Here is a 16,039-nt window from a genome sequence, read left to right as displayed (position 1 = left end):
AGTGTGAGAGAGCAACCTGAGAAGGTTGTTCTTTTCATTCAAGGATGACCATTTATGATTTATTCAAGGAAGGGAGTCAGGAGGCATCATGTCTAGAGACGATACATCAAGGACGAATAATAATAGAAATAGAGGATCGTCCAATTCCAATTCAAAACCAAAACCGAAAAGTAAGAAGAAAAAGAAATTTTTGACTAAGAAGCGTGTGCTGTGGAGCTTGTTCTTTGCTACGGCGTTGGCCATTTTCTGTGCACTCGGCGGTTATCTGTTCATTATGCTGAATGGGCAAAAACTTCTCCTAGAGAACCAAGATAAGCTAACCGTTAATGAAACTACAAAAGTATATGACCGCAATGCTAATTTAATCGGCGAATTATCCCTTGAGAAAAGTGATCCTGTAGAGTATGAGAAGATCCCACCGTTATTGATCAATGCCTTTGTGGCTACAGAAGATAAACGCTTCTTCGAACACTCTGGTGTGGATTTATGGTCTATCGGCCGGGCAGCGGTAAAAGATATTGCTGCACGCAGCATGGTAGAAGGTGGGAGTACCATTACTCAGCAGCTAGCCAAAAACATCTTTTTGACACGGGATAAGACATTTTTCCGTAAAGCGACCGAGGTATCCATTGCAGTAGCGTTAGAGAACCAGAAATCTAAAGAAGAGATCATTACCATGTACCTAAACCGAATAAACTTTGGGGGTACGATCTACGGAATTAAAGCAGCCTCGGAAAGATATTTTGGCAAGAGCGATCTGAATGATCTTAAGGTTTGGGAAATCGCGACATTGGCTGCGATGCCAAAGGGGCCGTCTCGGTACAACCCCCTCCGCAATCCGGAACTTTCAAAGGAACGTCGCGCAGTAGTGCTTCAGCTTATGTATGAGCAAGGTTACATTACAGAGCAAGAGAAAAACGAAGCACAAGCCGTGGATTATAATTATAAGCCGCCTGTAAAGAAACAGCGTTATCAAGCTTTTATTGATTTCGCAGTGGAAGAAGCGGAAGAGAAGTTTGGCTTGTCCGAAGATGATCTGAATATTGGTGGTTATAAGATTTACACGACGATGGATAAACATGCTCAAGAAACCGTAGAGGACGCTTTTGCAGACAGTGATAACTTCGAGAAGAGTGTAGATGACGAGCTGGTACAAGGTTCTATAACCATCGTTAATCAAGAGAATGGTGGCATTGTCGCACTCCTTGGTGGACGGAATTATGAGAAAAAAGGCTACAGTCGTGTAACTGGCAGCCGACGTTCTCCAGGTTCTGCCTTTAAACCAATCGTTTCTTACGCTCCAGCACTGGAAACTGGAAAGTACAACATGAATTCTACGTTAAGTAACGAGAAGCAGTGTTTCTCAAACTATTGTCCGACCAACCTTCACGGGTATTCAAAGAGTATCAGTATGAGTGATGCTATACAGAAATCGGAGAATATTCCTTCGGTCTGGCTGCTTAATGAAATTGGAGTGAATACTGGATTTAAATTCGCCAAGAAACTGGGTATTGGTCTGGAAGATGAGGACAAGAATCTCTCGCTCGCTCTCGGAGGCATGAGCAAAGGAACGAATACACTGGAAATGGCACAAGCCTACAGTGCTTTTGCAAATGGCGGTGAACTACGAGAATCTTATTCCATTAAATCGATCTCTGACAGCAGTGGAGAGACCGTCTTTAAAGCCAATACAACGCCTGAACGTGTTATGAGTCAGGAGACGGCTTATCAAATGACAGAGATGATGCAAAAGGTTGTAGAAAGTGGTACGGGTAAAAAAGCAAGAATTGACCGTCCTGTTGCCGGTAAGACCGGTACGACTCAAAGCGGATATTCTGGAATCAGTTCGAATCGCGACGTATGGTTTGTAGGTTATACACCAGAATGGACAGCAGCAGTGTGGATGGGTTATGACAAGCCAAGCAAGAAGCATCTGCTTAAGAATAGCAGTGGGCTTGCCGCAGCATTCTGGGGTAAGGTAATGGAGGAAGCATTAAAGGATGTTCCTAAGAAATCCTTCCCGCAGCTAGATAATGTTATAGCTCCTGAACCTACAGAAACGCCTGAACCAGCTAAGAACATTAGTGGACTTACAGCAGCTTATGATCCATCTACGATGACAGTAAATCTCAGCTGGCAGGCAGTTCCTGTAGCAGGAATAGAGTATCGTATATATCGTAGAGAGACCTCCGAGGCTGATTTTAGCTTACTGTTAAATACGGTCACGACTAGTGCAGGGGACTTTAGTGCAATGCCTGGTCTGGTTTACGAGTATTATGTTACTTCTTATGATCCTGCAACCCAACTGGAAAGTGAACCATCGAATGTGGTTACTGTCTCTGTGCAAGATGAAGTGCCAACACCTGAACCAACCATTGATCCTAATCTACCGACACCAACACCTGAGGATGGTGGAGACAATGGTTGGGATAATGGCAATGGTGGTAATAATGGTGGTGGCAACAATGGAGGAGGGGATAATGGTGGAACAGGAACCTTGCCTGAATTCACTACTCCCCCACCGTCAGCAACTCCGATTCCTACTAACCCACCAGAAATACCTTCTGGAGGCGGAAGTTCAGGGAATGAGAGTGGGAATGTAACCACAAGCCCCGATCAAGAGGCAGGCTTTGTGAATGGTGATTCTTCTGTTCAGTAGTAAAAGAGTCGGAATTTCATAAAGTAAACTTTTCGATTAATCGAGGCTGTCTCAAAAGTAGTGAAGACTACTTTTGGGGCAGCTTTTTTTATTTCTTCTTACATCTACAGGAATAATTTGCTGTATTTTGCGGGATGTTTTGAGTGTATCCTCTAAATGTGGTAAGCTGAAGACACCATACTGGAGAGGGTAATTTCTATGAAACGTAAATTCGGAGACCGGGCCAACTGGCGCCGGATTACGCGTCGCCATTTTGCCTGCCGCTATGTGGAGAGCCGGGAATTCAGCGGATATATTACGCTTTATACCATTTACGGGCTGAAAGAACCACTGTGGAAGAGCTATGGACGGCATACATATCGCATTGCGGATAAAGGTTATTCCTGGTTGCAATATTTCCCTAAAGACAGTCACTATATTGTGACGGCTATGTTTGACGAACGGCAAAATATTATTCAATGGTACATAGACACCTGCAAGGTGCAAGGCGTCACAGACCAAGGAGTTCCGTGGTTTGATGATTTGTATCTGGATGTGGTTGTGCTTTGGAACGGCGAGGTTTTTTTGCTTGATGAGGATGAATTGGAGGAAGCGCTGGAGAGGGAAGATATCTCAGAAAGCGATTATAAACTCGCTTGGGAGACGGCCAATACTATTTTACGCGGCATCGATGCTCACGCTTTCCCTTATTTCTCACTATCTTTGAAGCATCGTGCCGAATTATTTCATCATGGAGAATTCAGGAGGAAATAAAGAAATGGAATGGTACGTCTACGGAAGAGACTCTTCCCCGATTCGGATTGTTTCCAAAAAACGCAGATTCTGGTCAAAACGAACGTTGCTTATTGCTTTAACGATTATTGTGATTGCTGGATTGTTGTGGTGTGCTTATGCGTTAAGGAATATTAATAAAGCTGCCACGACTGATCCTATGCAAAAAGCGGACACTGGGATCATTCTTGGCATGTCGATGTGGGGGGATGAGCCTAGCCCTGGACTGAAGGAACGCTTGGATTACGGGCTGAAGCTTTATCGAGAGGGAATGTTCCCTCGTATTATTGTTACTGGTGGTTTAGATAAACCAGATTTACAATATACCGAAGGTCAAGGGATGCGAAATTATTTGGTAGCTCAGGGTGTGCCGGAGAGTGCTATTTATGTAGAGAATAAAGCTACCAGCACTTACGAGAATCTTTTGTTTAGTAAAGAGATTATGACACGTGAGGGTTTGTCTTCAGCGATTATCATTACACATACTTATCATGGATGGCGGTCTTATGAAATTGCAGATGAGCTCGGATATGTGAATCCTGAGTTAGGACTTACAGAATCAAACGTTCTATCGATGACTATGCATAAGTCGCGCGAGATTCTAGCCTACACGAAATGGAAGCTTCAGCAGCTATTCCTGTGATTTGTCCAAAATATCCCGAATCTTCTAATAACACTCCATAAGCCGGAATAGACTTGATTAGAGAAGTCAGCCCTGGATAATGAGGTGATACCGATGAGCGGACGCGTAGCAGCGGCCAGCGGACGGGAGGAAGAAAGACCGTCTCGACAAATCAATATTGTATTGCGGAGTCAAGAGCCTCCAGCTATAACTAACCCTTCTGTAGAGACCCGGCCGGTGCCTCCAAAAAATCACGGCCACACTAGCCTATTCCAAGAGTTAACGCAAGAATTGGAAGGTTTAGTGGGTCTGGACAATATCAAAGAGCTAGTCTTTGAAATCTACGCCTTGTTACAGATTGCTCAAATGCGTGCTGAGGCAGGACTTGTAAGTGGCGGGCAAGCGTATCACATGGTCTTTAAAGGGAATCCCGGAACTGGCAAGACTACCGTGGCTAGAATCGTAGCTAAGCTGTTCCAGCGTATGGGTGTGCTGACCAAAGGACATCTTATTGAGGTGGAGAGAGCCGACCTTGTCGGTGAATACATCGGTCATACTGCACAGAAGACTCGCGATCTGGTGAAAAAGGCTTTGGGCGGTATTTTGTTTATCGATGAGGCTTATAGTCTTGCTCGCGGTGGAGAAAAGGATTTTGGAAAAGAAGCGATTGATACGTTGGTCAAGGCTATGGAGGATCATCGTAGTCAATTTATCCTTATCTTAGCTGGATACTCTGGAGAGATGGAGTATTTTTTGATGAGTAATCCCGGACTTCCTTCACGCTTTCCGATACAGGTGGAATTTCCCGATTATACGATCGATCAACTACTGCAAATCGCTGAATTGATGGCAAAAGAGCGCGACTATATTTTGATGCCTCAGGCGACACTCAAGTTAAAACAGCATTTGTTAGTAGAGAAGACGGAAAGCCTTCATGCTTTCAGTAATGCGCGGTATGTTCGCAACGCCATTGAGAAAGCTGTTCGTGGTCAGGCTGTAAGGTTGTTAAATCAGTATGAAAGTAACAGCCCGGGCAAGCAGGAATTAATGACGCTTCGAACAGAAGATTTCAAATTATGAAGTACAGGATTCTATCACCGTCATAAGGAGCATGGCATACATGGCAATAACTACGCATGATACGGAAACAGATGTACAAGATCGAGCGATATTGGTAAGTCTCGTCACAGATAAAATTAAAAGAACAGGAATTGATCCAGAGCTTTCTCTGCAGGAATTGGTGCAATTAGCAGAAACAGCAGGCGTTGAAGTCCTGGATGTGCTTCGTCAGAATAAGGAAACGCCCGATTCTAGATGGTTTATTGGCAAAGGCAAAGTAGAAGAGCTCCGAATGGCCGCTGATGGTCTTGGAGCTAATACGGCTATCTTTGATCAAGAACTGTCCGGAGCGCAAGTACGGAACCTTGAAGAGGCTCTGGATCTTAAGATTATTGATCGGACGCAGCTTATTCTGGATATTTTTGCGGGTCGTGCCAAAACGCGAGAGGGTATTATTCAGGTTGAGCTTGCACAACTCTCCTATCTGTTACCTCGGCTTTCCGGTCAAGGCAAGAACTTATCCAGACTAGGTGGCGGGATTGGTACCAGAGGTCCGGGTGAAAGCAAACTGGAAACAGATCGCCGGCATATTCGTGATCGGATTACTGAGCTGAAACGCCAGTTGGATGAGGTCGTTAAGACTCGGGAGCTACATCGAGAGCGTCGCCGCAAGGCAGGAGCAGTGCAAGTTGCACTTGTTGGGTATACGAATGCAGGGAAATCAACACTGCTTAAGCAACTAACGGATGCGGATGTCTATATTGAAAACCAATTGTTTGCTACACTGGACCCCACTTCACGTGTTCTTCAGCTAGCAGGTGGCAAAGAGGTTGTGCTTACGGATACTGTAGGCTTCATTCAGAATCTTCCGCATGATCTTGTCGCATCATTCCGTGCAACGCTGGAGGAAGTCAATGAGGCTAACTTGGTGCTACATGTGGTGGATGCCTCTTCACCAATGCGTGAGGAGCAAATGGAGGTTGTTCAATCCATTTTGCAGGACCTAGGTGCAGCTGGTACACCGCAAATCGTGCTTTTTAATAAAATTGATCTATGTCAGCCTGAGCAACTGGAAATGCTGCCAACAGGTACAGGGTATTTGAAGATCAGTGCATTTAACCCTGAGGATCTAATTCGGATTACCGAAATTATTGCTGATGAGTTGGCTGGAGACACGCTTAACTTCCGCATTCCCGGAGACCGTGGTGATATTTCTTCTTTGCTTTATAGGGTAGGAGAGGTACTGGAAACGACTTATGACGAGAATGATGTGCTCTATAACGTTCGTCTCAACAAAGAGGATTATGACAAATGGAGTTATATGCTTGCTGATTTTGTGGACCAGCAGTAATCTAGTCATTAATTCCTAAAGTGGAAATGCTTTGTCTATAGGTATAAAATAATAGCTGATCTAGAAAGCGTCAGGTAACTGCCGCTTTCTGTCATTATGATGGCAAGTGAATGTAAGGAGCGAATAAGATCTAATGGTAGTTTTTGCAGAGGATATTTTGAGGGCGGCAGAGGCCGCAGAAATTGAAATAGAAGGTGCTGTCAAAGCCCTTGATCGTATTGTAGATAAGAATCAGTGGAAGGTTATAGAAGCGTTTCAACGTCATCAGGTCAGTGATTTTCACTTTGCCGGTTCAACGGGGTATGCGTATAATGACCGTGGCCGTGAAGTGCTGGATCTTGTCTATGCTGACGTATTTTGTGCGGAATCAGCTCTTGTGCGACCGCATTTCGCTTCAGGAACACATACTATATCAACGGCCCTATTTGGTGTGTTGCGTCCAGGAGATGAACTTCTATACATCACAGGACGTCCGTACGATACCCTTCACAAGGTGATTGGTAAAGCAGGAGATGGGACAGGCTCCCTCGCAGATTTCGGAATCACTTACCGAGAGGTTGCCCTAACAGCAGATGGAAAGATCGATTGGGATGAGGTAGCTCTTTCTATTAACGAGAAAACTAAAGTGATCGGAATCCAAAGGTCACGTGGATATGATTGGCGTGCTTCTTTCACAGTAGCTGAAATTGGTGAGATGACTTCGAAGGTGAAGTTGTTGAAATCAGATGTTATTGTCTTCGTAGATAATTGTTATGGTGAGTTTACTGAAGAGCTTGAGCCACCACAAGTTGGTGTAGATCTAGTAGCGGGATCGTTAATTAAGAATCCAGGCGGAGGTATTGCTGAGACGGGCGGATACATCTGCGGTCGACAGGATCTTGTTGAACTGGCAGCTTACCGACTGACTGCTCCGGGCATCGGTGGTGAAGTGGGGGCCATGTTAGGAACTACTCGTGGGCTTTACCAAGGACTTTTCATGGCACCGCACACAGTAGGACAAGCACTAAAAGGGAGTATCTTTGCTGCATCTGTATTTCAGCGCTGCGGGTTTGAGACAAAACCAGCGTGGAACGAGCCTCGTACAGATCTGATTCAGGCGGTGTCTTTTGACGGGCCAGATCACTTAATTGCCTTCGTTCAAGGGATACAACGTGCTGCGGCTGTTGATAGCCATGTAGTTCCAGAGCCATGGGATATGCCTGGGTATGAACATCCTGTTATTATGGCGGCAGGTACGTTTATACAAGGTGGTAGTTTGGAGTTATCTGCAGATGCGCCTATACGAGCTCCTTATATTGGCTATATGCAAGGTGGATTAACCTATTCACATGTTAAATATGGCGTTTTAATGGCACTTCAAAGTATGCGGGAGAGAAAATTGCTGTAAGAATATCTCACATACCATTGACGCGATGTATTAGGAAATGTACAATGAGATCAGAAAAAGATCATTGGAAGGTTGGATGAGTCATGGGTGATGAAATCCGCAGAAATATGGCACTATTTCCTATTGGAATTGTAATGAAGCTGACTGATTTGTCCGCAAGACAAATTCGTTATTATGAGCAGCACAGTCTGATCGTACCAGCACGTACGTCAGGGAATCAGCGTTTGTTCTCTTTTAATGATGTTGAGCGCCTATTAGAAATTAAAGCTCTGATTGAGAAGGGTGTTAATATTGCTGGCATTAAGCAAGTGATGAATCCTGTCTCTAAGGAATCCGAAGAAGCTACTGTTATTACCCCTGATACAGAGGTTAGACGTAGAGAGTTGTCCGATTCCCAGCTTCACCGAATGTTGAAGCAAGAACTAGTTTCCGGTAAAAGACCGGGACAAGTGTCTCTTATTCAAGGTGAGTTATCCCGGTTTTTTAATAAATAATAATATATAGAGTTCGAAAGGGAGAGGATCATATGAGCTTTTCTAAAGAGGATATTTTACGCATTGCCAAGGAAGAGAATGTTCGTTTTATTCGTCTGCAATTTACGGATCTATTAGGTACTATCAAGAATGTAGAGATTCCAGTTAGCCAATTGGAAAAAGCGCTTGATAACAAAATGATGTTTGATGGTTCTTCCATCGAAGGTTACGTACGGATTGAAGAATCTGATATGTATCTCTTCCCTGACCTTGATACATGGGTAATCTTCCCTTGGGTGACAGATAGTCGTGTTGCACGTCTGATCTGTGACGTTTACATGCCAGATGGTACACCTTTTGCTGGAGACCCTCGTGGTATCCTCAAACGTTGTCTGAAAGAAGCAGAAGAAATGGGTTTCACAGCTATGAACGTTGGACCAGAACCTGAATTCTTCCTATTCAAGACAGATGAAAGAGGCAATCCTACTACTGAATTGAATGACCAAGGTGGTTACTTCGACTTAGCGCCAACGGATTTAGGGGAAAATTGCCGTCGTGAAATCGTATTGACCCTTGAAGAAATGGGCTTTGAAATCGAAGCTTCCCACCATGAAGTAGCTTCCGGCCAGCATGAGATTGACTTTAAATATGCTGACGCGATCACTGCTGCTGACCAAATTCAAACCTTTAAGCTCGTCGTGAAGACGGTTGCCCGTCAACACGGCCTGCATGCAACTTTTATGCCTAAACCATTGTTCGGTATCAACGGATCTGGTATGCACGCTCACCAATCCTTGTTTAAAGGCAAAGAAAACATGTTCTACGATGAAAGCGACAAGCTGGGTCTGAGCAAAACTGCACGTTACTACATGGCTGGTATTTTGAAGCACGCTCGTGCTTTTGCAGCGATTACTAACCCAACAGTGAACTCATACAAACGCCTTGTTCCAGGTTATGAAGCACCTTGCTACGTAGCTTGGTCTGCAAGTAACCGTAGCCCAATGATTCGTATCCCGGCTTCAAGAGGACTTAGCACACGTGTTGAAGTTCGTAACCCGGACCCAGCAGCTAACCCATACCTCGCACTTGCTGTTATGTTGAAAGCAGGGCTAGACGGAATTAAGCGTAAGCTTGATCTTCCAGCTCCAATTGACCGTAACATTTATGTGATGTCTGAGGAAGAGCGTATTGAAGAAGGCATTCCGAGCTTGCCATCCGATTTGAAAGAAGCATTGAGTGAAATGATTCGTAGCCATGTTATTACCGAAGCTCTCGGCGAACATGCTCTGGCTCACTTCTACGAGCTGAAAGAAATCGAATGGGATATCTATCGCACTCAAGTGCACGAGTGGGAAAGAAACCAATACATGACTCTTTACTAGAATCTTTAAACCCTTGACGCCTTTGGCGTTGAGGTTTTTTTTTGTGTTTGGGCAAGTTAGAATTTTGAACATTGATTAATGATGTACCCACAAAATGCCCGCATATAGTTAAGGTTATTAGAGGATACGTTACATGTGAGCTCCAAATTTTGCAGATTAAGTCTTTCGGTGTGATCTGAACCATGGGAGTTATTTGGAGTGGGAATGGTGGTATGGGTAGGCAACGTTGTGGTTTTGATACTGAGATTCTAAAGAAGGGAGTGTTCCATTAGCATTAGCAATGGCTGTTGGGGCGCTCCCTTCTTTTTGGAGCCTTACTTGAGGTGAACCGCCAAACTTCATTAGAGTAGACGTTTGATTAGGTTACGAATTGACGTACGAAGCCGCTATCGGACCCCATAACCGTTATTGGCCTGATAAACACCCAATATGAACACTAGCATTGCACAGAACCTGACACATGAAGGGGTTGTTTGGCAAATATGGATTTATATTTTTATTATAAAAAATATTTACAATCACTCTCTTCCTCATCAAGAAAAAAGGTTGAACACCATATAAACCTAGGATCATTTTACCAATTAATGTATTTGTTTGCCTGTTTTACTGGTTGGCGTACTTCTTTACCGTCTTATATTTCTTCGGCTTCGTTTGGGGACGACCTGTCTTTCCTTTTTTCTGCCTTCCCTTTGAGAACTTCTCTGGTTTTCGCTGGAGTTCTTGTAGAAATCGGTTCCATGCCTGGCACATGTAGCACCGTAAAAGCTTCAAAAAAGACCACGGGGACTGCGCTGCGTCCGTCTCATTGCGAAGCAGAAGAACCAATGCATATCCAATCAGTGCTAAAAAGATCTGATTCCACACCGCTTTTTCTCGTGAACTATACAGGTGGATCAAGCTAACATGCTGCTTCATCCACTTGAAGAAGATCTCAATTAGCCACCGGTGGTGATAGATTTCACTAATCTGCTCGGCCGTTTTGTCCCACACATTGGTTATAACCCGATATTGACGCCCTTTTTCGTCAGTATATTCCACTAAACGCAGCTGAACCTCGACGAGTTGTTTTTCCGCATTTTTGTAACTCACAAGCACATCGGCATCCCGCAACACGGGGGGATGGGGGGCGACCTCACGCTCATGAAGAACGAGGGTTCTGCTGTTCTGCTGGATGCGTGCGACAAACCGCAGACCTTGCTCCAGCCAAGTTTCATACAAACGGTACACCCTATACCCACGATCCAAGACATGAATGGCATCTTTGTCGACGACTAAATCCAAGGCCACTTCAGAGTCGGCGACCCCGAGCGTCGAGCAAATGACTTGGGTCGGGTACACCGTATCGCTATCTGCAATCACAAGCTTCAAATGAACCTTGACCCCGTTACTATGCTTGGAACAATAGGCCCACTTCCCAGCGAGTTCAGGGAGAGACAGACTCGTAGAATCAATGAGATGAAGTTTACCCAGACCGGTAACGCCTTGTTCAGGATACATCTGTGCGACTTGCTGCGTAAGCAGGAGCCACACGCGCTGCAACACCTCGAGCGGTAGATTGTCCAGTGTACGCACCACTTGAGAAGGACTAATCGATTTTAGACCTACTGCTTGCTGAAGTTCTCGGTTCGCTCGTAAGGCCTGGCTAATTTCGTCGAGGTCTGCTCGTTGGTTGAGTTGGGCTTCGACAAGTAGTTTCACGGCCTTGACCAACGTCAATCTACGTCGATGATTAAACAGCGGAAACGCTTCGTCGGAAAGCGGAAGTAAATCAAGGCATTTACAAATGACAGATTGATTTGGTATAGTACCCATTGGTTGCTCCTTTTGTAGGTGGAATGGGTAAAATGCCTATCCTTCTACTTTAGGGGTTTTTTTGGGTTTAACCAGTAAAATTACATCAATATATTGAAAATAAAGTAATTTATGCAAAAATGATTTTTCATGTTAGGTTTAATGCAAGGCTAGTGCAATATGAACCTTTTTCGAAGGAATAACGTCACTGGAGTCTGAAACCCTGCGCAAAAGGCGATTATTTTGCAAATAACATCATCTGGGTCCGAAACTCGCAGAGGGTGATGGAAACTCGGTAGAGCGCGGTTCCAAACTGACTTAGCTGCATGAAATACACTAGAACGAATATGCAGCCAGAGGCAGGCAGTAGTTTCCTCGTTACAACTACGACTACAGCTTATATAATACGCAGGTTCATAAACCATACAGCCAACTCAAAAAGTGTGCTGTCGCAAAAATTTTCCAATTAGAGGAAGTGGATAATGTTAAAATATCTTATATATAGACAACTAATGCTCTCCTGGGAGGAGTAATAACATGCAAATTTTCATAGATATTGGACTGGCCTTTGTTGTAGTTTCTGGTTTATGTGTTGGAGGATTTACGACAGGTACTCAGCAAAGAGGTAACTTTTATTCGGAATCCCAAAAAGACCGTAAAATTAAAAACAAAGTGGCGAATTGGTCTGCTTTAGGAGGAGTTATTTCATTTGCAGTAGCTGGGGTCATATATTTGTTTTGATCCTTATTTATATAAAGTTCCAAAATGATTATATTGAATGCATAACTTAACGAATGAGGGGTGTTGTATTTGGTGAAGATTTTCAATGAAAATACTGTTTCTTTTATACAAAAGTTGTCTCTAATCCCTGAGTTTGCTTGACATACGAGTGAGAGATTAGCTGAAATGGTGGGTTCGAAGCATTTGGTTTTTGATATCAGATCTTTAGATCCAAATAAATATTCTTTTCCTTATCATTTTCATAGAAATGCTGAAGAGATATTTGTGATTTTAGCAGGAAAAGCAATGTTAAGAACTCCAGAGGGTTTTAAGGAGGTTAGTGAAGGCGATGTGATATTTTTTGAAATTGGTCCCGATGGTGCGCATCAACTTTATAATCATACGGAAGCACCATGCAGGTATCTTGATCTCCGAACGAATCAGGGCATAGATGTTTGCGAATAACCAGACTCAGGAAAAATCAACATTCTCCCATATCAAGAAATCTATCAAGCGGATGAACAGGCGGACTATTATAAAGGGGAAGAACTAATACGTGAGAAATGGAATGGAGGCTCGTAATTGATTAAAGATCGTTGGTTCACAGTTAAGGGAATTGATCCGACAACCTATGCAATCAGTGAATATGGGCATTGGGAAAAGGTACATTCTTTTTTACTGTTAGGGAAAGAGAAAGCTGTGTTAATTGATACGGGATTAGGCATTGATAATATAAAAAGAATAACGGATCAGATAACAGACTTACCTATCGCAGTCATAACTACACATGTGCATGCAGATCATATTGGTAGTCATGGACAATTCGAGACGATATATGTTCATAAAGAGGATGAGGATTGGCTTATTAATGGAATAAAAGGCTTGTCCCTATCCCAGATAAGAAAAGATATGAGCCGAGACATTACCCTTCCTCTTCCTGAAACCTTTGATCCTAATACCTATACACCTTTTCAGGGAGAACCTACGGCTCTTTTGCAAGAGGGTGATGTGCTCGACATTGGAGGGCGTAAATTAGAAATTTACCACACTCCAGGTCATTCTCCAGGTCATATCAGCATATTTGATCATGCCAACGGATATCTATTTACAGGAGATTTATTGTATGACGTTACGCCTATCTATGCTTTTTACCCTTCGACTAGTCCGGTTGATTTAGTAGCTTCTTTAGAAAAGATTACGGAAATTCCAAATGTTACTCAAGTATTCGGCTCTCATAATACGTTGGGTCTGGATCCAGCTATTTTGCAAGAGGTGAAGAAGGCAGTTCGTGAATTGCGTGAACAGGATCTTGTCGCTCATGGTACGGGCATTCATCAGTTTAACGGATTTAGTATGCAATTTTAAAAATAATGTTGGGTGAACGGAATAAGGTGAATGGCTTATACTTATTTTTGTGGGTTGAGGATAGACTTGGGGAGCGGATTGAATAAATTTCCCGACTGTATCGGAATAGACCGATTGGATTATGCGGAAACAGATATCGTCCATGACTTAAACTAGCCAATTCTACTTCAAGATAACTCTGTTGATTTTGTGATGGCTTCGAATAGCCTACAATATGTTGATGATACAGAGTTGAAAATGAAACTAACTCCCGTGAAGACGAAAAAATCAAAAGTGCAAACAAAAACATGCAAATCTGCTGTTGTGAAAACACGAGTAAAGCGTAAAAAAAGCGTAGTTGAAAATAAGTGATAAAAATGCGGCCCCTAAAATAGGACTGTTTTTTGTCATTATGAGCGAATAAAGTTACATGATAAGGAAGGGGAAGTGGTGAGATGTTATCAACAACGGAGGCTTTTGCAAAATCGCTGAGTTCCTATTTAAATTATATCCAAATGCCTTGGGGGAGTTTGTTTTATCATTCTGCTTGGCGGCAAATTGAAAATCACTTCACATCAGAAAAGAAACAATCGATTTTAGATATCGGCTGTGGGTTTGGTATAACAAGTCATGAATTTGCAAAAAGAGGGTATACAGTAACCGGTATAGATCCGACTTCGGAGATGATAGCCATTGCTCAAGATTCAGCATTAAAAGAAGGACTTAATATAGCTTATACTACGACTATTCTACAGGATACAGACTTGTTGGCGGATAGTTATGACTGGATCTTTTGCCACAACGTGCTTGAATATCTCGATCATCCCAAAGAAATGTTAATGGCCATTAGTGAAAAACAAAGTGTAAACGGAATGCTCTCTCTGATCGCTCATAATCCAGTGGCCAAGGTGATGAAGAAAGCCATTATAAATAAAGACCCTCAGGGAGCTCTGGACAGCATTGGAAATACGCAGGAATATAGCGGCGTTATTCAAACAGACATTTCGATCTATACGAAAGATCAACTAGTGGAATGGCTTGCAGATTGTGGTTATGAGGTTAGAAGTACATACGGAATTCATAATATTTACGGCTATATTGCAGATAATGAAATAAAAATGGATGAGGATTGGAATGAACAAATGGTGGAGCTAGAGCTTAAGTTAAGCTGTGTATCTCCATATAAGGACATAGCTATTTTTACACATCTTATTGCAGAAAAGAGCAGTTAATTATTCGGATATGATCGACCTGAAGAATGCATGCAATTGCTGTACTTGGGAGTAGGCTTCTTTATACTGATTGTCAGATTGTTTAATGGGCAATAAGCCTGGCAAGAAGGAGATGCTATACACAGGCATTTCACTGCTGTTCATATATATTTTAAGCGTAAGTTCCTCAATAACACTAGCCTCTTCGTCAGCGCTATTAAGCACATTAATATTCGCACTTGAAGCAGTTGTTTTGCTGCTTTGTTGTCTTTTGGATACTTTTGAAAGGGTTAGTGCGTTAACAACAATCTCTGATCCCAATACATTATCGAAGGAGTATAGCTTTGCTATAGCTTTTTTGCTTGTCTTCGGATTGCTGGTGCCTATAGCTATTTTCTTATAAGGTTCGTTAAGGGCGATCAAGTGAGATTGATTGGGGGGAATGAATGTTTTGCTGAATATGATGTTAAAAGATGAGATTGCGTTTAACAGCTTTGAAAGTTCTGAAGAAGTAGATAGCTTTTTCAATTCCAAAATACCGGCACTTAGAATTAAGACAACTCCTAAAATAGCAAACAGGTATATCAAGAAAATCAGCATGTAATCACACCTCCTAGTTATCTCAGTAGAGCAAGATTTATTGCTTATTGAAAGATATGCCTGAATCTTCTCTACTAGTATCTGTTAAAAGTGAAAATCGCTGAAATATAGGAACGATTAGAGGATAAGCAAAAAAGAAAGCACCCAGAGCTACCGATTCTGCAAATGGAGTGCAAAATTAGAGCAGCGATTTGAGTGCTTTGTTTAATGCTTTTTTAATGTAAATATGTCAAAATCATAAGAAATTGAAGGCTGTGATTTGATCGGTATAAACAATTAGCTGTTTGTATTCGATCGGAGATTCATAGTTAGCATAGGGTCTTACAGAAACATCATTGAGGACTATAAAGTTATAGCTGAAATTTTTATCGGGATGTTCTGCGCCTAGATAGGATATGTATTCGTCCACAATGACATCATCCATCAAAGATTTTAAGTCAAAAACGTCCTCTTTATTGGAGGTGGTAGGGGAGATCGTCCCTTGTATGCTGCCAAATGAGGTGAGGAGGTTTACTTTTTTTCCACTAGCTTGATCGTTATTTAACAATAAGCCGGAGAGTTTAACAAGTGCATCGACTTTAAAATCGACGAGGGTTCTAATTTTTGAGTTGTTCAAAACTAAACACTTCCTTTCAATTTGAAATCCTGTTAACAATATTCGACATATAA

General features: G+C 42.6%; 15 protein-coding genes. 12 read left to right on the top strand and 3 right to left on the bottom strand.

The genetic code is table 11. The features are described 5' to 3' along the window. The first annotated feature begins 88 nt into the window (after positions 1-88). From MHH52_RS15870 to glnA, 8 genes are all read left to right on the top strand, one after another. Positions 89-2,659 (top strand): PBP1A family penicillin-binding protein, encoded by a 2,571-nt coding sequence (locus MHH52_RS15870; RefSeq protein WP_340003534.1) that lies wholly within the window; start codon positions 89-91, stop codon positions 2,657-2,659. 198 nt (positions 2,660-2,857) lie between these two features. Then, positions 2,858-3,412 carry a DUF402 domain-containing protein gene (locus tag MHH52_RS15865; RefSeq protein WP_042128364.1) on the top strand — a complete coding sequence of 185 codons (555 nt, stop codon included), beginning with the start codon at positions 2,858-2,860 and terminating at the stop codon, positions 3,410-3,412. A 4-nt stretch (positions 3,413-3,416) separates the two neighbouring features. Further along, positions 3,417-4,073: a YdcF family protein gene (locus MHH52_RS15860; RefSeq protein ID WP_313641122.1), complete on the top strand. Its 657-nt coding sequence runs from the start codon at positions 3,417-3,419 to the stop codon at positions 4,071-4,073. Between the two features lie 93 nt (positions 4,074-4,166). Then, positions 4,167-5,132 (top strand): AAA family ATPase, encoded by a 966-nt coding sequence (locus MHH52_RS15855; protein WP_313641123.1) that lies wholly within the window; start codon positions 4,167-4,169, stop codon positions 5,130-5,132. A 40-nt stretch (positions 5,133-5,172) separates the two neighbouring features. Then, the gene (hflX, locus tag MHH52_RS15850; protein WP_340003533.1) at positions 5,173-6,462 is read left to right on the top strand and encodes a GTPase HflX; all 1,290 of its coding nucleotides are present in this window, start codon (positions 5,173-5,175) and stop codon (positions 6,460-6,462) included. A 133-nt stretch (positions 6,463-6,595) separates the two neighbouring features. Further along, positions 6,596-7,849 (top strand): methionine gamma-lyase family protein, encoded by a 1,254-nt coding sequence (locus MHH52_RS15845; RefSeq protein WP_340003532.1) that lies wholly within the window; start codon positions 6,596-6,598, stop codon positions 7,847-7,849. An 83-nt stretch (positions 7,850-7,932) separates the two neighbouring features. After that, complete coding sequence (locus tag MHH52_RS15840; protein WP_042128355.1) at positions 7,933-8,343, top strand: MerR family transcriptional regulator; 411 nt, start codon at positions 7,933-7,935, stop codon at positions 8,341-8,343. Between the two features lie 32 nt (positions 8,344-8,375). Then, entirely contained in the window at positions 8,376-9,704 is a 1,329-nt protein-coding gene (gene glnA / locus MHH52_RS15835; RefSeq protein WP_340003531.1) for a type I glutamate--ammonia ligase, read from the top strand. Between the two features lie 603 nt (positions 9,705-10,307). Here glnA and MHH52_RS15830 read toward each other — a convergent pair. Beyond that, positions 10,308-11,516 (bottom strand): IS4 family transposase, encoded by a 1,209-nt coding sequence (locus MHH52_RS15830; protein WP_340003530.1) that lies wholly within the window; start codon positions 11,514-11,516, stop codon positions 10,308-10,310. A gap of 516 nt (positions 11,517-12,032) precedes the next feature. Between MHH52_RS15830 and MHH52_RS15825 the strand changes: the two genes are divergently transcribed. The 4 genes from MHH52_RS15825 to MHH52_RS15810 all read left to right on the top strand — a co-directional run bounded on the left by MHH52_RS15825 (position 12,033) and on the right by MHH52_RS15810 (position 14,791). Next, positions 12,033-12,236 (top strand): DUF5316 family protein, encoded by a 204-nt coding sequence (locus MHH52_RS15825; protein ID WP_340003529.1) that lies wholly within the window; start codon positions 12,033-12,035, stop codon positions 12,234-12,236. Positions 12,237-12,401: 165 nt separating this feature from the next. Next, positions 12,402-12,680 (top strand): cupin domain-containing protein, encoded by a 279-nt coding sequence (locus MHH52_RS15820; RefSeq protein WP_340003528.1) that lies wholly within the window; start codon positions 12,402-12,404, stop codon positions 12,678-12,680. 117 nt (positions 12,681-12,797) lie between these two features. Further along, a complete protein-coding gene (locus MHH52_RS15815; RefSeq protein WP_340003527.1) occupies positions 12,798-13,580 on the top strand; it encodes an MBL fold metallo-hydrolase in 783 nt (260 codons plus the stop codon). A 434-nt stretch (positions 13,581-14,014) separates the two neighbouring features. Next, the gene (locus MHH52_RS15810) at positions 14,015-14,791 is read left to right on the top strand and encodes a methyltransferase domain-containing protein (RefSeq protein WP_340003526.1); all 777 of its coding nucleotides are present in this window, start codon (positions 14,015-14,017) and stop codon (positions 14,789-14,791) included. Here the strand turns inward: MHH52_RS15810 and MHH52_RS15805 are convergent, their stop codons facing one another. Together MHH52_RS15805 and MHH52_RS15800 are read right to left on the bottom strand one after the other, a co-directional pair. Next, on the bottom strand, positions 14,792-15,370 hold the full coding sequence (locus MHH52_RS15805) for a hypothetical protein (protein WP_340003525.1): 579 nt from the start codon (positions 15,368-15,370) through the stop codon (positions 14,792-14,794). A 235-nt stretch (positions 15,371-15,605) separates the two neighbouring features. Next, complete coding sequence (locus tag MHH52_RS15800) at positions 15,606-15,986, bottom strand: hypothetical protein (protein ID WP_340003524.1); 381 nt, start codon at positions 15,984-15,986, stop codon at positions 15,606-15,608. Positions 15,987-16,039: the final 53 nt, after the last annotated feature.

Source organism: Paenibacillus sp. FSL K6-0276 (assembly GCF_037977235.1).
Lineage (GTDB): Bacteria > Bacillota > Bacilli > Paenibacillales > Paenibacillaceae > Paenibacillus_AQ.
The sequence above is the reverse complement of the archived record's forward strand: the minus strand, read 5'-3'. Positions and strand labels throughout refer to the sequence as shown.